This is a genomic window from Polyangium spumosum, from assembly GCF_009649845.1.
In the GTDB taxonomy this organism is placed as follows: Bacteria; Myxococcota_A; Polyangia; order Polyangiales; family Polyangiaceae; genus Polyangium; species Polyangium spumosum.
On record NZ_WJIE01000001.1, the window covers coordinates 478855 to 500947 of the forward strand.

At 68.2% G+C, this 22093-nt stretch carries 24 protein-coding genes; 11 read left to right on the forward strand and 13 right to left on the reverse strand.

Annotated elements, in window-relative coordinates; genetic code table 11:
- Positions 1 to 23: 23 nt before the first annotated feature.
- The 3 genes from GF068_RS02040 to GF068_RS02050 all read right to left on the reverse strand — a co-directional run bounded on the left by GF068_RS02040 (position 24) and on the right by GF068_RS02050 (position 1867).
- Positions 24 to 737 (reverse strand): P-loop NTPase family protein, encoded by a 714-nt coding sequence (locus tag GF068_RS02040; protein ID WP_153817594.1) that lies wholly within the window; start codon positions 735 to 737, stop codon positions 24 to 26.
- A 324-nt stretch (positions 738 to 1061) separates the two neighbouring features.
- Positions 1062 to 1286: a type II toxin-antitoxin system MqsA family antitoxin gene (locus tag GF068_RS02045; protein WP_153817595.1), complete on the reverse strand. Its 225-nt coding sequence runs from the start codon at positions 1284 to 1286 to the stop codon at positions 1062 to 1064.
- A gap of 41 nt (positions 1287 to 1327) precedes the next feature.
- Positions 1328 to 1867 (reverse strand): RNA polymerase sigma factor, encoded by a 540-nt coding sequence (locus GF068_RS02050; protein WP_153817596.1) that lies wholly within the window; start codon positions 1865 to 1867, stop codon positions 1328 to 1330.
- Between the two features lie 293 nt (positions 1868 to 2160).
- Between GF068_RS02050 and GF068_RS02055 the strand changes: the two genes are divergently transcribed.
- Both GF068_RS02055 and GF068_RS46025 read left to right on the forward strand, forming a co-directional pair.
- Complete coding sequence (locus GF068_RS02055; protein ID WP_153817597.1) at positions 2161 to 2379, forward strand: hypothetical protein; 219 nt, start codon at positions 2161 to 2163, stop codon at positions 2377 to 2379.
- A 127-nt stretch (positions 2380 to 2506) separates the two neighbouring features.
- A complete protein-coding gene (locus tag GF068_RS46025) occupies positions 2507 to 2638 on the forward strand; it encodes a hypothetical protein (protein WP_275939051.1) in 132 nt (43 codons plus the stop codon).
- Between the two features lie 130 nt (positions 2639 to 2768).
- On the opposite strand, the gene GF068_RS02060 is transcribed toward GF068_RS46025, so the two are convergent.
- Genes GF068_RS02060 through GF068_RS02070 form a run of 3 tightly spaced genes read right to left on the reverse strand, consistent with a single transcriptional unit; the run spans position 2769 to position 3541 of the window.
- Positions 2769 to 3038 (reverse strand): hypothetical protein, encoded by a 270-nt coding sequence (locus tag GF068_RS02060; protein WP_153817598.1) that lies wholly within the window; start codon positions 3036 to 3038, stop codon positions 2769 to 2771.
- Positions 3039 to 3062: 24 nt separating this feature from the next.
- Complete coding sequence (locus GF068_RS02065; RefSeq protein ID WP_153817599.1) at positions 3063 to 3320, reverse strand: hypothetical protein; 258 nt, start codon at positions 3318 to 3320, stop codon at positions 3063 to 3065.
- Positions 3317 to 3541 (reverse strand): hypothetical protein, encoded by a 225-nt coding sequence (locus GF068_RS02070; RefSeq protein WP_153817600.1) that lies wholly within the window; start codon positions 3539 to 3541, stop codon positions 3317 to 3319. The genes GF068_RS02065 and GF068_RS02070 overlap by 4 nt, the downstream gene beginning before the upstream one ends.
- Positions 3542 to 3552: 11 nt before the next feature.
- Here GF068_RS02070 and GF068_RS02075 point away from each other — a divergent pair, with 11 nt between their 5' ends.
- Positions 3553 to 4668, forward strand: coding sequence for a class I SAM-dependent methyltransferase family protein (locus tag GF068_RS02075; protein WP_240806570.1), 1116 nt, complete (start codon positions 3553 to 3555; stop codon positions 4666 to 4668).
- Here GF068_RS02075 and GF068_RS02080 read toward each other — a convergent pair.
- The gene (locus GF068_RS02080) at positions 4657 to 5244 is read right to left on the reverse strand and encodes a TIGR02265 family protein (protein ID WP_170319262.1); all 588 of its coding nucleotides are present in this window, start codon (positions 5242 to 5244) and stop codon (positions 4657 to 4659) included. The genes GF068_RS02075 and GF068_RS02080 overlap by 12 nt on opposite strands.
- Before the next feature lie 232 nt (positions 5245 to 5476).
- Between GF068_RS02080 and GF068_RS02085 the strand changes: the two genes are divergently transcribed.
- The gene (locus GF068_RS02085; RefSeq protein ID WP_153817602.1) at positions 5477 to 6901 is read left to right on the forward strand and encodes a M20 family metallopeptidase; all 1425 of its coding nucleotides are present in this window, start codon (positions 5477 to 5479) and stop codon (positions 6899 to 6901) included.
- Positions 6902 to 6915: 14 nt separating this feature from the next.
- Positions 6916 to 7617 (forward strand): hypothetical protein, encoded by a 702-nt coding sequence (locus GF068_RS02090; RefSeq protein WP_153817603.1) that lies wholly within the window; start codon positions 6916 to 6918, stop codon positions 7615 to 7617.
- A gap of 44 nt (positions 7618 to 7661) precedes the next feature.
- Here GF068_RS02090 and GF068_RS02095 read toward each other — a convergent pair whose 3' ends face one another.
- Positions 7662 to 8099: a MauE/DoxX family redox-associated membrane protein gene (locus tag GF068_RS02095; RefSeq protein ID WP_153817604.1), complete on the reverse strand. Its 438-nt coding sequence runs from the start codon at positions 8097 to 8099 to the stop codon at positions 7662 to 7664.
- A complete protein-coding gene (locus tag GF068_RS02100; RefSeq protein ID WP_153817605.1) occupies positions 8096 to 8632 on the reverse strand; it encodes a rhodanese-like domain-containing protein in 537 nt (178 codons plus the stop codon). The genes GF068_RS02095 and GF068_RS02100 overlap by 4 nt, the downstream gene beginning before the upstream one ends.
- 136 nt (positions 8633 to 8768) lie before the next feature.
- Here GF068_RS02100 and GF068_RS02105 point away from each other — a divergent pair, with 136 nt between their 5' ends.
- Both GF068_RS02105 and GF068_RS02110 read left to right on the forward strand, forming a co-directional pair.
- Positions 8769 to 10034 carry a Tle-like phospholipase domain-containing protein gene (locus GF068_RS02105; protein WP_153817606.1) on the forward strand — a complete coding sequence of 422 codons (1266 nt, stop codon included), beginning with the start codon at positions 8769 to 8771 and terminating at the stop codon, positions 10032 to 10034.
- A complete protein-coding gene (locus GF068_RS02110; protein ID WP_153817607.1) occupies positions 10031 to 10735 on the forward strand; it encodes an ankyrin repeat domain-containing protein in 705 nt (234 codons plus the stop codon). The genes GF068_RS02105 and GF068_RS02110 overlap by 4 nt, the downstream gene beginning before the upstream one ends.
- Here GF068_RS02110 and GF068_RS02115 read toward each other — a convergent pair.
- The 3 genes from GF068_RS02115 to GF068_RS02125 form a co-directional block, all read right to left on the reverse strand.
- Complete coding sequence (locus GF068_RS02115; RefSeq protein ID WP_170319263.1) at positions 10723 to 11781, reverse strand: RNA ligase family protein; 1059 nt, start codon at positions 11779 to 11781, stop codon at positions 10723 to 10725. The genes GF068_RS02110 and GF068_RS02115 overlap by 13 nt on opposite strands.
- Positions 11778 to 11999, reverse strand: a complete 222-nt coding sequence (locus GF068_RS43310; RefSeq protein WP_170319264.1) for a hypothetical protein — start codon at positions 11997 to 11999, stop codon at positions 11778 to 11780. Before GF068_RS43310 ends, GF068_RS02115 begins: the two co-directional genes overlap by 4 nt.
- Before the next feature lie 468 nt (positions 12000 to 12467).
- On the reverse strand, positions 12468 to 12605 hold the full coding sequence (locus GF068_RS02125) for a hypothetical protein (RefSeq protein WP_153817610.1): 138 nt from the start codon (positions 12603 to 12605) through the stop codon (positions 12468 to 12470).
- Between the two features lie 865 nt (positions 12606 to 13470).
- Between GF068_RS02125 and GF068_RS02130 the strand changes: the two genes are divergently transcribed.
- The 4 genes from GF068_RS02130 (at position 13471) to GF068_RS02145 (ending at position 19535) form a co-directional block, all read left to right on the forward strand.
- Positions 13471 to 17409, forward strand: a complete 3939-nt coding sequence (locus GF068_RS02130) for a serine/threonine-protein kinase (RefSeq protein ID WP_275939093.1) — start codon at positions 13471 to 13473, stop codon at positions 17407 to 17409.
- A gap of 187 nt (positions 17410 to 17596) precedes the next feature.
- Entirely contained in the window at positions 17597 to 18604 is a 1008-nt protein-coding gene (locus GF068_RS02135; protein WP_153817612.1) for an alpha/beta hydrolase, read from the forward strand.
- Between the two features lie 64 nt (positions 18605 to 18668).
- Positions 18669 to 19025 (forward strand): GlsB/YeaQ/YmgE family stress response membrane protein, encoded by a 357-nt coding sequence (locus GF068_RS02140; RefSeq protein WP_153817613.1) that lies wholly within the window; start codon positions 18669 to 18671, stop codon positions 19023 to 19025.
- 96 nt (positions 19026 to 19121) lie between these two features.
- Positions 19122 to 19535 carry a hypothetical protein gene (locus GF068_RS02145; RefSeq protein ID WP_153817614.1) on the forward strand — a complete coding sequence of 138 codons (414 nt, stop codon included), beginning with the start codon at positions 19122 to 19124 and terminating at the stop codon, positions 19533 to 19535.
- A gap of 67 nt (positions 19536 to 19602) precedes the next feature.
- Here GF068_RS02145 and GF068_RS02150 read toward each other — a convergent pair whose 3' ends face one another.
- Positions 19603 to 22002, reverse strand: a complete 2400-nt coding sequence (locus GF068_RS02150) for a PAS domain-containing protein (RefSeq protein ID WP_153817615.1) — start codon at positions 22000 to 22002, stop codon at positions 19603 to 19605.
- Positions 22003 to 22093: the final 91 nt, after the last annotated feature.

Sequence of the window (22093 nt, forward strand, 5' to 3'; positions counted from 1 at the left end):
TTGGGGGGTGAGGAACGCCTCGTTCACGGCTTCTCCTCGCCCTTGGGCTTGGGGCTCGGCCTTCGGCGGTCGTGGAGCTCGTCGAGATAGCTGAACACCCTCGCCTCCAGGTCGCGCGGGAGGTCCGGGTTATCGGCGAGCTCGGTGCGCAGCGTGGTGCGGAATTGATGAAGGAGGCCGATCGTCTCGCCGCGGAGCTTGCCGGCGCTGCCGGCGGCGCTCACGGGCACGAGGGAGCGCAGGTCGAGGAGCGCGGCGAGCCTGTCGCCGGCGTCGAGGAAACGCTCGACCCACTGGTAAAGGGTCTGGCTTTCGGGGGTCGGGAAGAGGGTCAAATCGTCGGCGCGCTCGACGAGCTTGGCGCGGTTCTTCTTGGCAGCGGCGGCCTCCTCGGCATAGGAGTCCGTGAGCATGGTCTTCGAGGGAATGAAGGCCAGGCGAATACGCTTGGCTGCGGCGCGCGTATCGTCCGAGAGGCCGGGGGCCACGTCGACGGCGTCGAGGTAACTCGTGATGGCCGTCCCGAGGTCGTCATACTCCGCGTCGGCCTCGCCGAGCTCCTCGACGAGGGGCTTCCTGCCGCGCATGGCCTCGGGCAAGGATTGAATGGCGGCATATTTCTTGGCGATCATGGGACCAAAAAGCTTGCCCGCGGCAGAGAGGTCGAGGTCAGGCTTGCGCTGGTCGAAGAGATTGGCGAGGCCGAGATCGAGGTCGGAAATGGTCAACCGGCTCATGGGCGCGCGAGCGTGGCACGTACGGACGGACGAGGTCAAGGGATTGGCAGAGGGAGGGCGGGCAGGAGCGGAGGTAGGTGGCGAGGTAGAAGGCGCGGGCGCGGGCGGGAGGCGGGCGAGAGCGGGTGATGGGCAGGCCGGGGGCGGCGGGCGGGAGCGGGTATCGGCGGGGATAAGGCGCGGGCGCGGGCCCGGGGGGCGGTCGAGGGGGCGGTGTAGGAGGAGGGGGCGCGGGCGGCGGGGGCGGTAGGTGGGGGGATAGGTGGAGGGGCGGCGGGGCGGGGGTGTGGGTAGGGGCGGGGGTAACGTGGGGGCGAGCGGGGCTCAGGCGGCGTAGCGGCGGATCTGCACCTCGGCGCCGTCGCGAACTGCGCGCTCGGCGATGGCGTACACGTGGGAGGTGGTGGCTTCGTCGAGGTAGTATTCGCCGCAGTTTTCGCAGACGGAGGCGGGGACGCCTTTGAGGATCACCGTGGATTCGCCGCGCTGGAGGGTGACGGTGACGGTGCCGGGGGCGGTTTCGCCGTGTTTGCAGAGGGGGCAGGTCATCGGGGGGTCCTCGTCTTGAAGTCAGAGGGTGGGGTCGGGGCTCAACCGAGCTCGAGCATCTTCAAATGCTGCCGGGCGAGGTGCAGGCGGCTGTAGACGGTCTTCAGCTTGAGCCCGAATGCATCGGCGATCTCCCGGACCGACCGCCCCTCCAGATACGACACCACCACGGCCCGGATGCGCGGCCCGACCTTGCGCAGGAAACGCTTCAGCCGGAACAGGCTGTACATCGCGGAGAGGAGCGTCTCCGTCGACGTGGCGTCCGCCCGCTCGGGGAAATCGTCCGCGAGCCCGGTGAAGACCTCCCGCTCGCAACGCGCGAGATTGCGATGATTACGCGCACGGTTGAGCCCGATCACCACGAGCCACGGACGGGCATGCTCCGGCGTGACCAGGCATTCGAGCCGCCGCCAGGCCGTGACGAAGACGTCCTGCACGAGGTCGTCCACGTCCCGAGGCGGGATGGCCTGGCCAAGCAGGAGGCGGCGAAGGAAAGCGCGGTGTTCGAGGTAGAGGCGGCCGAGAAGGGCGTGTGCTGCCGTGAAGTTTGCCGGCGGCGGATGGACGGGTATCGTGGTCATAGCTCAGGGCTCCGGTACTGCGGGGTTTTGGGTCAGACGCCGGTCGGTGGTGATTGCGCCGGCTGGCGTCGCTTGCTTTGTGGCATGGGTTGGGGGCGGACTCAACGGGAAAGTGCGGGATTGGTTCGTCTCGGGAGAACCCACGATCCGTAGGGAATGGCTCGAGGGGCGTCGTCATGGGCGCGGTGATCCTGGGCGAACGGAGGTGCGGCGGAGTGGGTTTGTTGGCCCAGGCGGGGGGCGGAGGGCATGACGGGGCAAGAGTCAACCTTCGACAAATAAGGAGTGCAACCATGGATCCTCAAGAGATTTTCGATCGACTGCGCAGCGGAGACCCCTTCCGCATGTATTCGCCTTATCATGGAAAGTACGCCTTCCCGCGTTCACACGCCGCCAAAGACGGCACTCGCTATGTGGAGCTTCATGGCAACTCGGACGACCGTACGACGTTTCGTGCCACCCCGTACGGGCCGGTGCGGGGAGGGTTTCATGATATATACTACTTATTATGACTCCGTCAGGAACTGGATGTTCGTCTCCAGCAACAAGAAACAGAATGACCATATCGTCGAGGTGAGGCCCGACATTGGTGAGGACCCGAGAGGAGTGTTCTGGGTAGCGTTCGAGGACAAGGGTCAAGTGAAATTGTACAACTCCGTCTCTGCATCGTACCTGTTCGGCAGCGCCGACACGGACGGGGGCGACAACATCGTCGAAGCTCATAACGATGCATTCGACGGTCGTAATTTCTGGGTCCTCCAGTTCAGCTGAGCCGCATCGCAGGCAGCCGTCCGCCCTCCGGCGATGATCTCCGGTTCCGCGCCGGGGCAGGCGGTAGGAGAATGCTGCTGCTGCTGCTGCTGCTGCCGCTGCCGCTGCTACTGCCGCGGGAGACGCATGGTCACTGCGTGTTGTCGCAGGATTCGAACGAGTGCGGTTGCTGCGTGTCGCAGAGAAACCGCCGGTCGCGGCAGCAACCGAAGCAGGTGACGCTCGCTTTTCGCTTGTAACACTTCTCGAAGCAGGCGTCCGATGGCAGATCGCACTCCGGCCGCATGACGTATCCGCCGTCCAGCCCTTCGTACCGGTTCTTCTTCGTCGGGCGTGTACGGCACCCTGCGCCGAGGCCGAGGATGAGGCTCGCGATGAGGAGAAGGGGGACGGGGTTCATCGCTCGCATTCCGCTGTTCGTCGGTCAGTCCTCCCGCTCGATGCACTTATAAAAAGCGTAGCCACCGTCCTCATCGCATGAAATGCCATTGGTCTGACAGCAGAGGCGACAACCCAGTCCCAGGTCGGCGTCGTAACAGCGGTTGATGCAAGCGCTCACCTTCCAGGTGCATGCTTCGCTTTGTGGCGCTCCAGCATCACCCCGCTCGGGGTCCGTCGTGCAGGCGACGAGCGCGCCGAACATCACGAAGGCAATCCGGAACGCGATGCGGCCGCGTCTCATGCGCTCATGGTCGCCTGCTCGACGAGGATGGTCAAGAACGAGAGCGGCAGCAGCAGCAGCAGCAGCAGCGGCAGCAGCGGCAGCCGCCGCCCACACCCCCCCGCCGCCCCCAGCACCCCCGCCCACACCCCCCGCCCTGTTCCATGCGACGAACGTGCCGGAGGGTTGCCAGCGAGCGCGTTTTTCGGCGATGCTTCCCTTCGGTTCAGCCGGATGAACACAGGGAGCGTTGATGGCCCAACAGATTGCCGGGGGGAGCGCCGCGATCGGGACCGACGGGAGGGCGGTGGGGGAGCCGCCTGCCTCCGAGCCCTGGGATGAAGAGGAGGAGGTCCAGGGGCCTCCTGTCTCTCCGGAATGCGAGTCGCGGCTCGCCGAGCTCGCGGCCTGGTGCGCCGAGCTCGATGCCTCCCCTCGGTGTGCGCTTCCGCCTTCGCCCGAGGATGACGCGAGGCTCGGGCAGATGTTGCTCGGCGTCTGGGAGGCGAGTGGCGCCCTCGACACCGCCGGCCTGCGGCGCAACTCTCCGGCGCAGCGGCGCTTCCAGGAGGTCGTCGGGCCCTTCTTCTGGCAGAGCCCGATCATCCATCGCTGCTTCACGAAACCTCGTGGGTACGCGGGCGACTTCCTGATGATGGAGGACGTGTATCGGAACCGCCCCAAGGGCGAGACCTCCCTCGGGCGCTGGATGGACCAATGGGTGCTCGACCAGCCCGGCTTCGTGGCCGTCCGCAACCGCCGCGACAAGCTCGCAACACTCCTCCGGGACGAGTGGGCCGGCGGCGCGCGGCACGTCATGAACGTCGCCTCGGGCTCGGCCTGCGAGCTCGCGAGCGTCGTCGAGACACGGCCCTTCCGGGGGATCACGCTGCTCGATCAGGATCAGGGCGCCCTGTTCGCCGCGGTCTCCGCCCTCGGACCATGGGTCGATCCGGGCTGCGTGCGCACCTGGTCCGGGACGGTCTTGTCGCTCGTGCGTGCCAGGACCAGCCTGGTCCCCGGCGACCAGGACTTCGTTTATTCGATTGGCCTGTACGACTACCTGTCGCAAAGATTCGCGACGGCGCTCACGGCGAGGTTGTGGCTGCACGTCGCGCCGGGGGGCTTGCTCGTGATCGGCAACTTCAACGGGCACAATCCCATGCGCCGCTTCATCGAGGCGGCGATGGACTGGTATCTCGTGTACAGGGATCCGCCGGAGTTGCTGGGGCTCTGCGCGGGGTTGCACGACGTGAAGGGAGCCGAGGTCTGGACCGACCCGACCGGCTGCCTCCACCTCCTCGTCGTGCGCAAGCGGGGGGTGCGCCCGGGCCTCAGCGTCCCGCCGAGGCCCGATTCACCAGCGTGAGTGGATGATGAAGTCCGAGCCGTCGTCGTTCGTGACGGTGGCCGTGACGGTCGCGTCCACGCTGCTCACGAGCTTGAAGGCCACCTTGTAGACCGCGATCGTGAAGGAAGGGCCGAGCAGGTCGCCCGTGAAGACGACGTCGGCCGAGGTGTTGCTTTTCCTCGTGTACACCCGTTCGCCGAAGCTGACGGCCAGCGTATAGGCGTAGGGGCCGTTCGAGACGAGGGCCTGCGGGTTGCCCTTGCCGAACATCCCCAGCATCTTGCCCACGGGCGACTCGAGCAGGGCGCTGAAGGCGTGCTCGCCGCAGCCGCTCATGAGCTCGTCACAGCTCAGCCCGAGCCGGCGGTCGTCGAGCAGGGTCCGCGCGACCCGCAGGAACGAGGTGACCGGATACCAGAAGAAGGACCGGATCATCTTGTCCCCTCCCATCACCTGCTTGCGGATGGGGGTCACGATCGCGTCGCCGTAGGCCGTGACGAGGTGGTTCAGCGTGCCCTCGAGCACCATCCCCAGCATGGTGTCCGTCTTCGCGGCCCGCACGAGCCGTTTGTCGAGCATGTCCTTGGAGTCCATCGCCCATCCAGGTCCTTTCCGAGGAACGAAGTGCCCGCAGCTTACACGAAACGCCAAACGCGTCACCTCCGGTCGAAGCGGGACGGCTGCCCGCCGCAACTGCCACGACAAACCCGCGCGCCCGGACGACCGATTCGGCGTTTTTCGGCCCCGCCCCGCTCGCTCCCCGTCCTCGCCCCTTCTCCTCTGCCCCCCATCGGCGCTAAGGTCCCACCCGAAGGAACCACCCCGCATGACCACCAAGCTCGACCAGCCCCAAGCCGAAGCGTTCTGCGAGCGCGTCTGGGAGCAGGAGATCCTCCCTGCCCTCACCGACTACATCCGCATCCCCAACAAGTCGCCCTCCTTCGACCGCGCCTGGCGCGAGAACGGCCACATGGACCGCGCCGTCGCGCTCATCGAGCAGTGGTGCCGTGCCCAGCCCGTCCCCGGGCTCACCGTCGAGGTCGTGCGCCTCGAAGGCCGCACCCCCGTCATCCTCATGGAGATCCCAGGCAAATCCGACGACACGATCCTGCTCTACGGCCACCTCGACAAGCAGCCCGAGATGACCGGATGGCGCGACGGGCTCGGCCCCTGGGAGCCCGTCCGCGAGGGGGACAAGCTCTACGGGCGCGGCGGCGCCGATGACGGCTACTCCGCCTTCGCCTCCGTCGCCGCCCTCCGCCTCCTCGCCGAGCAGAAGTTGCCCCACGCCCGCTGCGTCGTCCTCATCGAGGCCGCCGAGGAGAGCGGCAGCTTCGACCTGCCCGCGTACATCGACGCCCTCGGGCCGCGCATCGGCAAGCCGAGCCTCGTCGTTTGCCTCGACTCCGGCTGCGGCAACTACGAGCAGCTCTGGACCACCACCTCCCTCCGCGGCCTCGTCCAGGGCTCGCTCGAGGTCCGCATCCTGCGCGAGGGCGTCCACTCCGGATCCGGCAGCGGCGTCGCCGCGTCGAGCTTCCGCATCCTGCGCCAGCTCCTCTCCCGCATCGAGGACGAGCGCACCGGCCGCATCCTCCTCGACGAGCTCTACGCCGTCATCCCCGAGCAACGTATCGCCCAGGCCGAGGCCGCCGCGGCCGTGCTCGGCGACGCCATCTACGCCGAGATGCCCTGGGCCGCAGGCGCCGGGCCGATGGGCCACGACAACAAAGATCGCCTCCTCAACCGCACCTGGCGCCCGATGCTCAGCATCACCGGCATCGACGGCGTGCCCGCGACGAGCAGCGCAGGCAACGTCCTTCGCCCGTTCACCAAGGCGAAGCTCTCCATGCGTATCCCGCCCCGCGTGGACCCGCGCCGCGCCGGCGACGCGCTCAAGCGCGCCCTCGAGGCCGATCCGCCGTACGGGGCCGACGTCACGTTCACCGTCTCGGAGCCCTCCGACGGCTGGGACGCGCCTCCGCTCGCGCCCTGGCTCGACGCGGCGATGCAACGCGCCAGCCAGGCCTTCTTCGGTCGGCCCGCGATGGCCTTCGGCGAGGGCGGGACCATCCCGTTCATGGGCATGCTCGGCGAGAAGTTCCCCGAGGCGCAGTTCCTCATCACCGGCGTCCTCGGCCCGCAGTCGAACGCCCACGGCCCGAACGAGTTCCTGCACATCCGCTGCGGAAAGAAACTCACGGCCTGCGTGGCGAGCGTCATCGCCGATCATTTCACGCGCGGCTCGTAGTATCCTGGCGGGCCATGTGCCCAGCCTCCGGATCGAACGAGTTTCCCTCCGGCATCCACCACGTCGACGCCCCCATCGTCGGGGACGAGGAGCGGCTCCCTCGTGATCCGATGGCGGCGCTCGACAAGCTCACCCAGCTCAACGGCTCGAGCCCCTCGGCGAGCGCGCACGCGTGCGGCGCGGTCTCGCTCGTCGGGGCGATGCTCGCCACGGCCGGTTACGCGGGGCTCGTCGATCTCGCCGAGCGCATCGGGGACGAGCTCGCGGACGAGAGGCGCGAGGAGCTCGAGCGGCTCGCGCGGGCGATCGCCGGCGGCGGCCCGGACGCCACGTACGGCGCGCTCGCCGATTATGCGCTCCTCATCTACCGGCGCTACCGCGGCATGGATGGCGGGATGGAGTATCGAAAATTCCTGCACCTGATGCAACGCGCCGGGTTCTCACCGCCGCGCCGGGCCTCCGACGACGACGTCGCGCGCACGCTCGCCCAGAGGGGCGAATGCTGGCCGGCCAAGATCTCGATATTCGGCGACCAGGGCGACCACTGGATCCTCGTCGGCCGGGACGCGCGTGGCCTCTTCGTCTTCGATCCCTATCCCCGCGACGACGGCAGCCAGATCATCCGGCCCGGAGAGGCGGACTGGAAACGATACGTGGAGGCCATCGGGGAGGACGAAGCAGGCCGGAACACCATCGGATTTTTGCCCGCCGAGTGACGAGCCCCGATGCCGCTTGACAAGCGCGCCGCCGGCGCCCGCGTTCAAGCGCTCGAAGGTTTCGCAGGCGGCGGCTCACCCGCGAGAAGACGAAACAGCAACACCGCCGCCGCGACGAGCGCGACGTCGCGCAGCACGGTCCACATCGTGACCGGGCCCGATCCCTCCCCGAAGCAGCCGCAATCGATGTTCACGCCACGCGCCACCGCGGACGCGACGGCCACCGTGAAGACGCCGAGCACGAGCGCGGCGCCGAGCGCGCTCGCCCGCGCCCACGGGCGCGGCGCCACGACGAGCGCGAGGCCGAGGACGATCTCCACGGCAGGCAACGTGGCCGCGAGCAGCGGGGCGAGATCCGGCAGGAGCTGGTAGTTGTGGATCTCCAGCGCAAACGAGGTCGGATCGGAGAACTTCAGCGCGCCCGCCGCGAGGAACATGCCGCCGAGCGCGAGGCGCAGGAGCCAGAGGAGCGTGGTCTTCAAGGGCTCGGCTCCTGCCTGGGGTGGATCGAGCAACCAGGGCACGGACCCGAGGCGCACGCCAGGCCCTCTTGCTCCCAGGCCACAAAGCCTCCGCGGAGCACGCGCAGGTCCATCGTCAGGCCGCGCCGACGAAGCGTCTCGGCCACCTCGTAGGCCTCCTCGGTCGACGCGCCGTAGACCACGACCGTCTTCGCGTGCCCGAGCTCCTTCAGCGCCACCTCCGCGCCGCTCGCGGTCGTGTCACAGGGCAAGTGCAGCGCGTCGGCGACGTGGCCCGCCGCGAAGTGCTCGGACGAGCGGGTGTCGGCGAAGACGATGCCCGGCTGGCCACACAGGCCCGCCGCTTCGAGGGGCGTCATCTCGATCACGGGCGACGCCTCGACCGCCGCCGAGGTGCACGCGGTCGGAGGCTCGAAGCCAGCCAGGGCGACGCCCGAGGGCCGCGCGGCGTTGACGCCGAGGCCAAGCGCGGCGCCGCCGACGAGCAGCGCCGCCGTCCGCAGGAGCAGGGGTCGATCGAGCCCGGAGGACATCTCCCCGCGAAGCTAGCGCGGAAGCGGCAGGGAGGCGAGGTATGCCGCGACGTGTCGCTCGCTCCCTGCATTTCGCGCTTCCCATCCCCTCGCCTCCCGGGTGATCATGGCCGCGCTGAAAGACCCGAGGAGCCGGATGAGCGACCCCATCGCAGCACGCAAAGGCGATCATCACCTCTGTTTGCAGCACGTCGGCGAGGACATCCTGCCCGCGTGCGCGACGACCATCCTCGTCGGCGGCGAGCCGGCGGCCCGCGTGACCGACCTGCTCGAGTGCACGGGCGCGCCGCCCGACGTGATCGGCATCGGCGAGCCGACGGTGCTGCTCGAAGGCAAGATGGCCGCGCGTTTCGGCGACGGGACCCTGCACGGCGGGCTCATCGACGAGGGTTGTCCGACCGTGATCATCGGCAAGATGACCGCGCCGGACAAACGCATGCGCCTGATGGAGCGGCTGCGGCTGATCGATCAGGCGCGGCAACGCGCGGCGGACATGCCGCCCGGCCCGCAGCGCGACGCGCTCTCGAACGCGGCCGAGCGCCTCGCGCAGAACAACCGCGCGGTCGAGGACGGGCGCCTCGTGAGCGACGTCTACAACACGAGCGGCGCGCCCGAGGGCTGGACGCGGCTCGGGCCAAACGATCTGCCGCCGGAGCTCCGGAACGCGACGTTCCAGGACCCGAGCACGGGCTTCTACTCCGACCTCTACCGCTCCGACATCGACGGCAGCTACCGGCTGATCATGCGGGGCACGGAGTTCGAGACCTGGAAGCAGTGGGACGGCAACGACTGGCTCTGGGGCAACGTCTCGCAAGGCGCGGGCTTCGAGGGGCAGCAGTACACGCAGGCCGTCGAGCTCTCCCGGCAGGTCGGCGCGGTGTACGGGAACAACGTGAGCCTCGCGGGGCACTCGCTCGGCGGCGGGCTCGCGTCGGCCGGCGCCCTCGCCTCGGGCCTGCCGGCGAACACGTTCAACGCCGCCGGCCTGCACGAGAACACGTTCGAGCGCTACGGGCTCGATCCCTCGCAGGCGAACGGGCTCGTCGACGCGTATCAGGTCGACGGAGACATCCTGACGTGGGCGCAGCAGGACTCGCCGGTCGCCGGGCTCATGCCCGACGCGGTGGGCACGACGCACGGCTTGAACGCGGTCAACCAGAACCCGGACGGCAGCTTCACGGCGCGCACGTGGCCGGCGGAGCCGACGTTCGAGCACCCTGAGAGCGGCTGGGGCTACCTGAACCCGTTCGGCATGGCCCGGCGCACGAAGGACTGGGCGGCGGCCGAGCTCGATCAGGAGAAGCAGCGGTTCGCCGAGATGATCGAGCGGCACAGCACGCACGTGGCGGGCATCGAGCAACAAAAGAGCCAGGACCTCGCGACCATTCAGGGGATGTTGTGAAGGACGTCGAGCGATTCGCCGCAGGCCTCGAGGGGATCTTCGCCCCGAGGCCGCCGGTTCCTCCCGCGAACGAGGTGTTCCCGAGCGAGCGGCTGCGCGAGGCCGCGGCGGCCGCCGAGCGCGGCGACGTGGCGACGTTACGCGCGCTCGTGGAGCGCGGCGCCGATCTCGACGAGGTCGCGCCTTCGGGCGTGAACCTGCTCATGTACGAGATCGTCGCGCGAAACGAGACCGCCGTGCGGGCGCTGCTCGCGGCGGGCGCGAACCCGAACGTGCTGACGAAGATCGGCACGTCGCCGATGCTCGTGGGCGCGACGAGCCCCGACCCGCGTTTCCTCGTGCTCCTGCTCGATAACGGCGGGGATCCGAACCTGAAGAACGAGAAAGAGGTTCCCCTCGCCCACCAGGCCCTCAATTTCGGGCAATGGCAAAACCTGGGGATCCTGTTCGATCGTGGCGTCCCGGTGGACGTGAAGAACAAGATGGAGCAGACGCCGGCGCTCCGGCTCGCGTATCTCAATCAATACGAGGGAGTGGACAAGCTCCTCGAGCGCGGCGCGGATCCGGACGCGAAGGATCAGGTCGGTTTGTCGGTGCGGAAGCTCGCGGAGAAGCCGGTCCCCGCGGCCGATTCGCCGCTCGAAGCGTGGCGGCGGAAGGTCGCGGAGCGGCTCGGGATCCCGGTCGATCAGCCGAGGTAAAGCTCCACGAGGGCGCGGGCCTCGCCGTCGAGGTGGGCGGCGAGGGCGCGGGATTCGGCGGGCGAGAGGGCGCGCAGGGCCTCGCCGTGGCGGGCGCGTAACTCGAATTCGAGGTCCTCGCGGACGAGCGTGAGCACTTCACGGAGCCGCGCCGTATCCCCAGGGCGCGCGCGGCCGACCTTGGAGACGGCCGCGTTCAGGCGGTTTTCGTTCACGAGGGACGAGGCCTCGTGCAGGAGCCAATCGAGGGCCGAGGCGGAAGGGGCGCGGGCGGCCGAGGACCATTTTTCGGCCTCGTGAAAGCGCTCGTCCTCGGCGAACTCGGGGATCTTGCGCTTCACGACGGGCCGCACGGCGCCCGAGCGTCGAGGGATGACGAGCGCGCGGGCGGGCTTGAGGACGACGCCCTCGGCCTTGTTCGAGGGGCCGAGCGAAGGCAAGCCGAGGCGCGCGGGGATCGTGGTCTCGAAGCCGATCGGGAAGGCGAGCGCGTCCTCGTAACGACCACGAAAGAGAGGTTTTGCGAAGGGAATGCCGGCGCCTTCGCAATCCATGCGGGCGTCGTCCTGGTCGAGGTAGGCGCGCTCGGACGCGCCGGCGAGGACGAGCCCCACGTCGAACGCGCAGAACTCGATCCCCGGGGCATACCAGCACCCGGTCTGCACGGGCGAGACGCCAGGGACGGGCGGGACGTCGGGGTGGGGATACCCGCCGCCGAAGAGCTCGCCATACACGAAGACGAGCGTGGCCTTCGGTTCGCGGGCATTCACGCGGGCGAAGAGGTCACGGACGCCGGGCGCGAAGCGGGTCTGGATGCCGCGATGGCCAAAGAAGTCTTCGTCCTCGTCGAGCAGGCCTTTCCGTTTGGCGCAGCGGACGTCGGCGCCGTCGGTGACGAGGCAAAAATTGGCGCCGTGGATCTTCTCGGTGACGATCCACTCGACGCGGCTCGCGGCGCGATGCGCGGCCTCGTCGTCGCCGAGGGCGGCGGCGAGGGATTCGGCGATCTTTTCGTAAGGGGAGAACGAGAGGATGGGCGGGTTCATCGGGCGGGGTCTCCCGAGCAGAGCCATTCACAGCCGCAGACCTCGAGCTTGTACCCCTTCTCGGCGCAAGCGTCCTGGAAGGCCGCGCTCGCGGGGTCCGGGGTACAATCGTCCTTGGCAGGAGTGCAGGCCTTGCCGTGCCCCTCGGCGTCGAAGTATTGCTTGGCGCCGCCGCCGGGATCGCCGGTGCAGAGCATCTCGCACCCACACTGGATCATGCGAAAGCCGCCGAGGGAGCATCGATCCGCGAGGTCGCGGTCGGGCGAGACGGTGGGGCAATCAGCAGGCGGAGGTTCGCAGGACGTGGACTGGCCGCGCGCGTCATAGACCGTTGCGGGCGCGACGGCGGGGATGGCGGCAGCCTCGGTGTGGGGCGGGGGCGTTTGGCCAGCGCAAGCAGCGAGGGAGGCGGCGAGGAGGAGGTGAGAAGGGCGCGGCGAGGGAATGTGCATGGCGGCGGGAGGAGAGCATTCGCAGGGGGTAGCGTCAATGGGCGGGAGCGGGGCGCTGCCCCGCTCCCCGGCAAGGGCTATCCGCCCCTGCTCCCAGACCAGGCACGGCCTGGACCGAAGGTGGAAGCACTGCCCGTCGCGCAGTTCTTCCAGCGTGCCCGTGGCAAGAAGGCAGGGCACCGCCGAGCCCGCTTCCGCTCCCGATCAGCCCGTCGTCCCCTCCGCCGGCGCCTCCTACTTCCCATTCCCCTTCCGCGTCGCCCGCGCCGCCGCCTCGGCCCGCAGCTTCGCCATTGCATCCAAGAGCGGCGCGAGCAGCGCCTTCCCCTCCTGGATCTTCGCCGTCTCCGACCGCTCCGCCCGGCTCGACACATACCGCCCGGAGCCGCACCATCAGCTCCACCCAATCCGTCTCCGCGTCGCGGCCTCCGCCGACGTGCGTGCGCTTGTCCGTGAGCGCCTTCTCCACCTCGGGCGAGCAGCATGTCACTCTTGTCGTGAGGTTGTCCTTGATCTTCCTGGCGATGTCGCGCTTCTCGAAGCGCGGGATCTGATTCAAGCTGACGCCCATGGGTCCTCGCAGGTCCACTACATACGCCAGCAAACACAGCATCCTGCCCTTTCGCGAGGAAGGAAGCGCATGAATTCGGCGGAAACGAAGGTCGGAACGTCCCTGGCTGCGTCATCGTCGAGCGAGGAGGAGGGCAGAGACGTTCCGCGGTGCGTCATCGTCGCGCGAGGAGGGAGCGGGGAACGTCCCCGGCTGCGTCATGGCGAGCCGAGGAGGCTTCAAGGCGCGGGCCGCGGTGCGTCATGGCGAAGCTAGGAGGGAGCGGGGAAACATTCGAGCTGCGTCATAGCGAAGTGAGAAGGACGGGGGGAGCGCTTCGCGTGGCTTCGTCGTCCGGCAAGAAGGTCAATAGGAACGCCGTGAGGTGTGTTCTCGCTCGAGCAGGAGGTGGAGGGAAGGTTCTGGGCTCCGTCCTAGCGAGGCGAGAAGAGCGATCGGAGCGACCCTCTGCCGCTGCCGCTGGCGGCTTCCGCCACCTCATCCTGCTTCCATGTGCTGGACGCTCTAGGCGCATGCGGTTCAGCGTATACCGACTCACAACCGCCTCGACACGATGTCTTCCCCCGGCTCGAGCCATCTGGTAATCTCATAGACTTCACGGGACCAGATGCCAGTGTACTGCGCAGCTTCACCGCTGGAGAGCGGGAGGGATATATCGTGTCGCTTATGGAGGGGTCGGTTGTCGCCGGGCGGTTCCTGATCGAACGTTTTGCTGGGAAGGGGGGGATGGGCGAAGTATTCCGGGCTCGCGACACGCGTACCGGTGCGAGGGTCGCTCTGAAGCTCCTCCACGCCCACGTGGACGGCTTCGAGGAAAACGAGCGCTTCGAGCGGGAGGCAAGGCTGCTCTCCGAGCTCCGGCATCCCGCGATCGTCTCCTATGTCGCGCATGGGAAAGCCCGTGACGGCAGGCCCTTCCTCGCAATCGAGTGGTTACCCGGGCGAGACCTTAGCCAGCGTCTCGCCGAGGGACCGCTCAGCGTGCGCGATTGCGTGACACTTCTGGCGAGGACCGCGGACGCGCTCGCCAATGTCCACCGCCGCGGCGTCGTGCACCGCGATATCAAGCCAAGCAATCTGTTCCTCCGCGACGGCCGCGTCGATCGTGTCACGCTGCTCGACTTTGGCATTGCACGCCTGGCTCTCCCCCAGAGCTTCCTCACACATACTGGCCACATCATCGGCACGCCTGCCTACATGGCCCCAGAGCAGGCGCGCGGCGAGGGCGAGCTCTGGCCCAGCACGGACGTGTTCTCACTCGGGTGTGTCGCATTCGAATGCTTGACTGGAAAACCTCCGTTTTTTGCCCGTGAGATCATCGCGATTCTCGCGAAGATTCTTTTCGAGGAGGTCCCCAGCATCGAGGCACTCCGTCCCGCCACGCCGCCAGCCTTCACCGCGCTGCTCGCGCGCATGCTGGACAAGGACCCATCGCGTCGTCCGATCGACGGGGCGGCGCTCCGCGACGAGCTCGCCGCGCTGGAAATGCCCTTGGGAGACGATACGGTCTTGGTGCCCGTGAACACGCCACCCCCAGTCTCCGCGGCGCTCAGTGGAGATGTCATGCAGTTGCTCTGCATCGTGTTTGCGATCCCGGTCGACGAGCCGGAGTTCGCCATGCCGCTGACGAGCAACGCGGATGGATCGACGGGACGGGCGTTTCGTGATGCCCTGCGTGACCGCCTGATTCGCCTGGGGGGACGCGTCGAATGGTTGGCTGACGGCTCGCTGGCGGTCATCGTGCCCCCCGCACAGAGCGCCATCGATCAGGCGTCCCAGGCGGCGCGCTGCGCCCTCGCCGTAAAGGAGGAATGGCCCAGGGCTCGCGTCGGCCTGACGACGGGGCGCGGCGTCGTCAAAGAGAGGCTCCCGATCGGGGATGCCATCGAGCGCGCCGTCTCGCTGCTGCGCATGCAGGGCCGCGCGGAGCCGGAGAGCGGGCAAATAGTAATGGAATCCGGTGTCTCGCTCGACGATCTGTCCGCCAAGCTGCTCGAACCGCGTTTCGAGATCACCACCACGGAGGGCAAGCCCGTGCTGAGCGGCGAGCGCACGAGCACGACCGATGAGTCGCGCCCTCTTCTCGGCCGACCGACCCCGTGCGTAGGCCGCGAGCAGGAGCTATCCATGCTCGACCTGTTATGGTCCGGCTGCGTCGAAGAATCGGAGGCGCGCGTCGTGATCGTCACTGCGGCGCCGGGAGCAGGTAAATCACGCCTACGGCACGAATTCCTCCGCCGCATGGAGGCGCGCGGCACTCCGATCACGATCATCCTCGGGCGGGGAGATCTGTTCAGCCACGGCTCCCCCTATGGCATCTTGAGCCAGTCGCTGCGGGGCTTCTGCGGCCTCGCGGGTGGCGAGCCGCTCGAGGTCCAGCGGGCGAAGCTCCGAGAGCGGGTGAGTCGACACGTACCCGCGAGCGAGGCGCTGCGTGTCTCCGAGTTCCTCGGCGAGCTCTGCAACGTGCCGTTTTCGTCGGAAGACAGCATGCGGCTCCGGGCAGCGCGCAGTGATCCCAAGCTCATGCACGATCAAATCAACTGGGCGTTCATCGATTTCGTACGCGCCGAGAGCGCTCATCAGCCCTTGTTGTTCATCCTAGAAGATCTGCATTGGGGCGACGCGCTGACGGAGAAGCTCGTCCATCGGGCCCTCGGCGAGCTCGCGGATCGGCCGTTCATGGTACTTGCGCTGGCGCGCCCCGAGGTGCACGAAATTTTCCCGAAGCTGTGGGAGGAGCACCGCCCGCAGCTCCTGCGCATGCGAGGTCTCGGCAAGAAGGCCTGCGAGCGGCTCATTCGTCAGGTGCTCGGGGCAGCGCTATCGGACGAGCAGGTGGCGCGCATGATCGAGCAGGCGGACGGTAACGCGCTCTTCCTCGAGGAGATGATACGAGCGGCGGCGGATGGGAAGTCGGACTCCGCTCCGGAGACCGTCATGGCGATGCTCCAAGCACGCCTCTCGCGACTCGATGTGCGGGAGCGCCATGTCGTGCTCGCGGCCAGCGTGCTCGGACGGAGGTTCGTCTGCGAGGGCGTGGCGCGCGTGCTCGGGCCCCACCGCTCGAACCAGGAAATCGAGCTCGCGTTATCGTTTCTCGTCGAAAAGGAGCTACTCGTAGCGCGGTACGACGACCCTTCGCCGCAGTCGACCGAGTATACTTTCCGCCACGCGCTCGTGCGCGACGCGGCATACGAGCTCTTGACGCCGGAGGACCGAGTGCTCGGCCACCGGGCCGTGGCGTGTTACCTTGAGGCGCTCGGCGACGCGGATCCATCGGTCATCGCTGACCATTTCCAGCTCGGCGGAGACCTCACGAGCGCAGTCCCGCACTACCTCCGAGCGGCGAAGCAATGTTGCGAGCGTTTCGAGCTCTCGGCGATGAATCGCGCTATCGATCGAGCCGTTCTCGCAGGGGCGTCCGGCGAGGCGCTGGGATCGCTGCGCGCGCTGCAATGCTATGTCTGCTACATGAGCGCGCGACACGACGAGGGGATACGTCCAGGCATGGATGCGCTCGACCTGCTGCCGGCGGGGAGCAACACGTGGTACAAGACGCTGCACGCCCTCTTCTCGCTGACGAGCCAGGTGGGAGACACGAAGCTCTGCGGAGAGCTCTTGACGTTGTTCGACCAGGTGGAGCCCGAGCCCGAGGGCCGGGGAGGGCTCCTGGAGGCCGCCTCCGGGGTGGTCTGCATGTTCGCCCTCGGGGGAGCGCGCGCCCCCGTCGAGCGGCTGCTTCAGCGCGTGATGCCGATCGACGCGGAGATCCGAGCGCAATACCCCGAAGCGCACGCGAATTTCAGCATCGGGTTGGCCATCTATGCCGAGCACATCGCGCCCGATCCGTGGATGCACATGGTCACGTCGGCGGAGGCCGCGTCGTTCTTCGAAAAGAGCGGAGCCTTGCGGGAGTTCGTGATCGTCGGCGCACAGCAGGCGATGGCTGAGGCGCGGCTCGGGGCGACAGCAGACAGCTTGGCGACCCTCCGCCGGGTCGTCGATGCCGCCGCGAAGGTCAAGGAGGCAATTCCACTCTGCGTGAGCGAGTGGGCGCAGGCGCGGGCGATGCTCTTCTCGAGCGAGCCGATGCCGATGGAAGTCGCGCTCGAGCACGCGCAGGCCGCCCTGAAACACGGCCACGAAGCGCCGTTTTACGAGTCACACGCGAGGCTGGTGCTCGCAAAGTGCCTCACCGGGCTCGAGAGGTACGACGAGGCCGAGCAGGAGGCGCGGAGGGCCGCGGAAGGGCTCCGCGGCCTGGCGCTCTCGCGCGTGGACACCCTGACGGCCCTCGTTCACGTGCTCATTGCGCAGGGGCGCACGACAGAGGCGCGCGCCTGCGCCGAGGAGGGGCTCCAGATCATCGAGACCGTCGGGAGCGCCGGCGGACTCGAAGTTCCCATGCGCCTCGCCGTGGCGGTGGCGAGGCGAGAGACCGGCGACATCGGCGGGGCCCGCGAAGCGTTACGGGATACGCTCGCGCAGATCGAGCTGCGCGCGGAGAAGATACCGGATCCGGTGTTGCGCGAGCGGTATCGCAATCATGGTGGAGAAAATCGCCGCGCGCGCGAGCTGTCGAGAATCCTCTCGGCGGATTGACACGCGTAGACGACGCTGCGTGTGCTTACGCTCAAAGTGCAACCCTCGTCCCGCGCTCGAACTGTCCGCCAAGTTCGGATCTCTCCCAGCGATCCTCTCGATGAGGGGTCGATCGTGACGCCGGGCAGCAGCAGCAGCCCCCCAGAAACCTGTTTACACCCCTCCCCCTCTCGCCGATAATCGACCAATGGGCCAAGCCAAAATTCAGGTCTTCTACCCCGTCCCCCGCGGGCGCGTCGTCCTCCGGACGGAATCCGACTGGAATCGCTCCGTCGAGCCGAATTACGTCAGCGACGATCGCACCATCACCGAGTTCGTCATCGACGCCGACCAGAAGTATTTTTACTTCAAGCCCTGCCTCGACGACGAGCGCGGCTTCACCTGGTCCCAGGGCGACAACTACCTCGCCACCACCAGCGACACCACCATCCGCCGGTGTTATCCGCACTTCTTCTGCCCGCCGCGCGGCACGTTCTCCCCCGTCGTCACGGTCCCCGAGGGGAACGCGGAGGCGAACCACCACGTGCGGGTCTACTTCCCGCCCGGATACGACGAGAACACCCTCAAGCGGTATCCCGTGCTCTACATGCACGACGGGACGAACCTCTTCTTCGGCGACGAGGCCTTCGGCGGCAACGAGTGGCGCGTCGACGAGAACGTCGAGCTGCTCCATTCGATGAACCTCATCGACAAGGTCATCGTCGTCGGCGTCTACGCCAAGGACCGCATGTACGAGTACACGAAGCCCGGATACGAGCGGTACGGCGATTTCATGGTGAACCAGCTCAAGCCGTTCATCGACAGCCGCCTGCGCACGCTCTCCGACCCGCAGAACACCGCCGTCATGGGCTCCTCGCTCGGCGGCGTGGTCTCGTTTTTCCTCGGGTGGCATTACCCGCACGTCTTCGGCAAGGCCGCCTGCCTCTCGAGCACCTTCGGCTATCGTGACGACCTGATCGAGCGCGTGGCGAGCGAACCCAAGCGAGACGTGCGGTTCTACATCGACAGCGGATGGCCGCGGGACAACTACGAGCGGACCACGGCCATGCGCGACCAGCTCCTCGCCAAGGGCTTCCAGTTCGGCAAGGATCTGCTCTACTTCGCCTTCCCCGGCGACCTGCACAACGAGCACTCCTGGGCGGCGCGGAGCCACGTGCCCTTCCAGTACTTCTTCGGCAAGGCCGCGCGCGCTTGACCCCCTCACGAGGGCCGCGCCTGCTCGCCGAGCGCGCGGCCCGCCCTTTGCTGCGGAGAACACCATGCCGCTCGGAATTCTCCTCGTCATGTTGCTGATCGTCGCTGCCCTCGTCCTGGGAATCTGGGCGACGTTCAGCGTGCTCGGCGTGCTCGTCACCCTCGCCATCGCCGCGCTCGTCGGCTGGCTGGCCGATCGAATCGTGCCCGGCCGCCTGCCCTACGGCTGGGCGGGCGCCATGGTGGCAGGCCTGCTCGGGAGCTTCATCGGCTCCATGCTCCTCGGCCGCGTCGGCCCCGAAATCGCACGAATCCCCATCATCCCCGCGTTCGTCGGCGCCGTGATCGTCGCCTTCGTCGTGCAGATGGTCCTCAAGCGAGGCGTCGGGCGCCGCGACCGCGGGCCGGAGACGCGGGTCTAGTCGGGCAGGGATGAACGAGAAGCGTGCAGCGCGATCTCTGTCCCGCTGGCACCACCGTTGCTGACGAATGATTGGCGAGCGAAAGGAGTCCCATTCATGATCCGACGCTACCTGGTTCACTTCGCGGCGTGCGCTGCCTCCGCCCTGCTCTTCGGCTGCGGGGAGGGCTCCACGGCGGACGCGATCGATCGCGACACGGGCCATTTCACCGTGAACTGGACGATCAGCAACCAGCGCGCCGCGAATTATTGCACCGCGTACGACGCGACGGGTGCGCTGATCCAGATCCGCAACGACCAGGAGGAGTTCGTCGCGGATATCCGGGTGCCGTGCACCCAGTTCGAGGCGAGCATCGAGCTGCCCGTGGACAATTACCACGCGACGATCGTCCTCGTGAAGGAGGACGGCGAGGCCGTCGGCAACAGGATCGACCTCGGGACGTTCAAGGTCGAGGCCGGCGACGACATCGCGCGCGAGGCGACGTTCGCGATGCCGCCGCCCCGGGATTGACCTCGAACCAAAGAAAGGCGTTTTGCAGGGCCGCAGGGGCGGAGATCGCGCCTGCGGCTCTTTGTCCCTACCCCCCGCGCTTCCGCGCTTGCCGCGGGAGCAAGACGGTGAACGTCGTCCCCTCCTCGTTCGTCGAGCGCACCTCGATCCGGCCGCCGTGGGCCTCCACGATCGATTTCACGATGTAAAGCCCGAGCCCCACGCTCCGGGCCCGCGAATCCCCCGGCAATACGCCCCGATGCATGGGCGCGAAGAGGTGCGGCCGGATCTCGTCCGGGATCGCCGGGCCTTCGTTGTGCACCGACACGGCGAGCTCCTCGGCCCTGCCCTCGGTCTTCACCGTGATCGGGGTCCCGGGCGGGCTGTACTGGACCGCGTTGCTCGTGATGTTCGTGATCACCTGCGCGATCCGGTCGGTGTCGAAGGCGCCGCGACCGTCGCCCGCTTGCTGCGAGGGGAACTCCCGATCCGGATAGACCAGCCGCACCTCTTCGAGCACGCCGGCCACGAAGGAATGGAGCTCCACCTCCCGCGGCGAGATCGGGATCCCGCGGCCGAGGCGCGCCGACGTGAAATCGAGCAGGTCGCGGATCAAGCGGCTGGCGCGCTCGGCCGAGGCGAGGATCCGCGCCGCCGTCTTCGTCGCCCGCTCGTCGAGATCCTCGCGCCGCAAGAGCACCGTGGCCGCGAGGGTGATGGCGCTGAGCGGGTTGCGCAGATCGTGCGAGACGATGCCGATGAGCTGCTGCTCGAACTCGAGGCGGCGCAGATCCTCGGCCTCGCGGCGCTTGCGCTCGGTGATGTCGGAGACGAGCGAGACGAAGCCGATCACCCGCCCCGCCGCCGTCACCTGCGGGACGAACGTCACCTCCACGAAGCCCCGGCGCCCGCCCCGAAAGACGAACGGGTGCTCGTGCCGGACCGTCTCTCCACGCATCACGCGTTCGAAGAGCGGCTTCGCCGTGCGGTAGTTCTCCTCGCCGATGACCTCGACGATACGTTTCCCCGCGAGTGACTCCGGCGGGACCCCGAACCAGGCCTCGTAGGCCTTGTTCGTCAGCCGATAGCGCTCGTCGGCGCCGACGATGTTGATGAGGTCCGGCAGGCTGTCGACGACGAGCCGGAGCCTCTGCTCGCTCTCCGAGAGCGCGGCACGGCTGCGGCGCAGCGCCTCCTCGGCGCTCCTGCGCTCGGTGATGTCCTCCCCGACGACGCCGACCCCCCAGATCGCGCCGTCCGCGCCGCGCACGGGGAAATACCTGACGAGCCGATGAAGCATCCGGCCGCTCCCGGGCGGCAGCTCCATCGTGAACTCGCGCCCCACGACGGGCTCGCCGGTCTCGAGCACCCGCCGAAGCACACGCTCGACCTCCTCGAGCTGCGCCGGATCGACGAATGCGCGGATCGGCTTGCCCGGGAACTCGCCGCGCCGACGGCCGTGCAGCTCCGCCAGCGCCGTGTTCACCAGCACGTAACGAAGCTCGGTGTCGACGAAGGCGAGGCCGAGGGGCGAGGACTCCGTGAAGCTCGACAGCATGGCGAGGGCCTTGTGGGTCTCGTCGCGGCTCCGCTCGAGCGCCAGGATCGCGGCCGCGCGCGCCGCGAGCGTGCGCACGAGCAGCCGGTCCTCGTCGGACAGGGCCCGCACCTTCTCCGACCCCACGACGATCACGGCGGCGACGCGGCTCTCGATCAAGAGCGGGACCGCATACGCCGAGCGGAGCCGCTCCTTGTTGATGCCCGCGCTCGTGATGCGTGGATCCTCCCGCGTGTCGACGCTCTCGAGCGGCGCCGCCGCGAGCGCCGCGCGGCCGGCCAGGCACTCGCCGAGGCGAATACGCGCGCCGAGCGACTCTTCCTGCGCAGGCCCGACGGCCGCGCGGACGACGAGCTCCTCCTCCTCGACCACGTACATGGACGCCGAATCCACGATGGGCGAGGTCTCTCGCAGGCCGACGAGGAAGCTCTGCAAGAAATTGTGGAGGCCTTCGCTGTTCAGGGCGGCATTCGAGACGGCGTCGAGCGCGCGCAAGGTCCGCTCGCGCGTGGCCGTGTAAGTCGCGACGGCCGCGCCGATCGCCGCGTCGATGGCCTGGTCGAAGGCGAGGACGTCGCGGACGGGCGTGAGCTCCCCGCTCTCCCGCGACCAGATATCGAGGACGCACCGGCGGAGGACGCCATACTCCGTCACCACCTCCTGGAGATCGAAGCCCACTTCGAGGCGCGCGAGGGCGTGGAGATCCGGGGCGCGCAAATGCACAGCGGAGCCCTCGCCTTCCAGGGTCCGGGCGAGCCCGTCGAGGATGTCGGGGATGTGATCACGCAGGGCGAGCTCCGGCAGCGCCCGGGCGATCGGCAAGGCGCGGACACGCGAGGACCATTCCTGTACGATCCGCTCGCCGCTCGACCGGAGAAACGCCCCGAGCCGCAGCCCCGAGGGCCGATCGGGCCCCGCTTCATCCGCCATCACTTCCTTGTTCTTTGATGCAGCACGAGCGGAGGCGGAAGCGGGGGCGAAGGCGATGGCGGGCCACCGCTCGCTCGCCTCCTGGCCGGAT

Bases quoted from the DNA above. Each gene is read 5' to 3' on its own strand.
- GF068_RS02040 (WP_153817594.1), bottom strand. From the start codon at position 737: ATGAGCCGGTTGACCATTTCCGACCTCGATCTCGGCCTCGCCAATCTC.
- GF068_RS02045 (WP_153817595.1), bottom strand. From the start codon at position 1,286: ATGACCTGCCCCCTCTGCAAACACGGCGAAACCGCCCCCGGCACCGTC.
- GF068_RS02050 (WP_153817596.1), bottom strand. From the start codon at position 1,867: ATGACCACGATACCCGTCCATCCGCCGCCGGCAAACTTCACGGCAGCA.
- GF068_RS02055 (WP_153817597.1), top strand. From the start codon at position 2,161: ATGGATCCTCAAGAGATTTTCGATCGACTGCGCAGCGGAGACCCCTTC.
- GF068_RS02060 (WP_153817598.1), bottom strand. From the start codon at position 3,038: ATGAACCCCGTCCCCCTTCTCCTCATCGCGAGCCTCATCCTCGGCCTC.
- GF068_RS02065 (WP_153817599.1), bottom strand. From the start codon at position 3,320: ATGAGACGCGGCCGCATCGCGTTCCGGATTGCCTTCGTGATGTTCGGC.
- GF068_RS02075 (WP_240806570.1), top strand. From the start codon at position 3,553: ATGGCCCAACAGATTGCCGGGGGGAGCGCCGCGATCGGGACCGACGGG.
- GF068_RS02080 (WP_170319262.1), bottom strand. From the start codon at position 5,244: ATGGACTCCAAGGACATGCTCGACAAACGGCTCGTGCGGGCCGCGAAG.
- GF068_RS02085 (WP_153817602.1), top strand. From the start codon at position 5,477: ATGACCACCAAGCTCGACCAGCCCCAAGCCGAAGCGTTCTGCGAGCGC.
- GF068_RS02090 (WP_153817603.1), top strand. From the start codon at position 6,916: ATGTGCCCAGCCTCCGGATCGAACGAGTTTCCCTCCGGCATCCACCAC.
- GF068_RS02100 (WP_153817605.1), bottom strand. From the start codon at position 8,632: ATGTCCTCCGGGCTCGATCGACCCCTGCTCCTGCGGACGGCGGCGCTG.
- GF068_RS02105 (WP_153817606.1), top strand. From the start codon at position 8,769: ATGAGCGACCCCATCGCAGCACGCAAAGGCGATCATCACCTCTGTTTG.
- GF068_RS02115 (WP_170319263.1), bottom strand. From the start codon at position 11,781: ATGAACCCGCCCATCCTCTCGTTCTCCCCTTACGAAAAGATCGCCGAA.
- GF068_RS43310 (WP_170319264.1), bottom strand. From the start codon at position 11,999: ATGATCCAGTGTGGGTGCGAGATGCTCTGCACCGGCGATCCCGGCGGC.
- GF068_RS02130 (WP_275939093.1), top strand. From the start codon at position 13,471: ATGGAGGGGTCGGTTGTCGCCGGGCGGTTCCTGATCGAACGTTTTGCT.
- GF068_RS02135 (WP_153817612.1), top strand. From the start codon at position 17,597: ATGGGCCAAGCCAAAATTCAGGTCTTCTACCCCGTCCCCCGCGGGCGC.
- GF068_RS02140 (WP_153817613.1), top strand. From the start codon at position 18,669: ATGCCGCTCGGAATTCTCCTCGTCATGTTGCTGATCGTCGCTGCCCTC.
- GF068_RS02145 (WP_153817614.1), top strand. From the start codon at position 19,122: ATGATCCGACGCTACCTGGTTCACTTCGCGGCGTGCGCTGCCTCCGCC.
- GF068_RS02150 (WP_153817615.1), bottom strand. From the start codon at position 22,002: ATGGCGGATGAAGCGGGGCCCGATCGGCCCTCGGGGCTGCGGCTCGGG.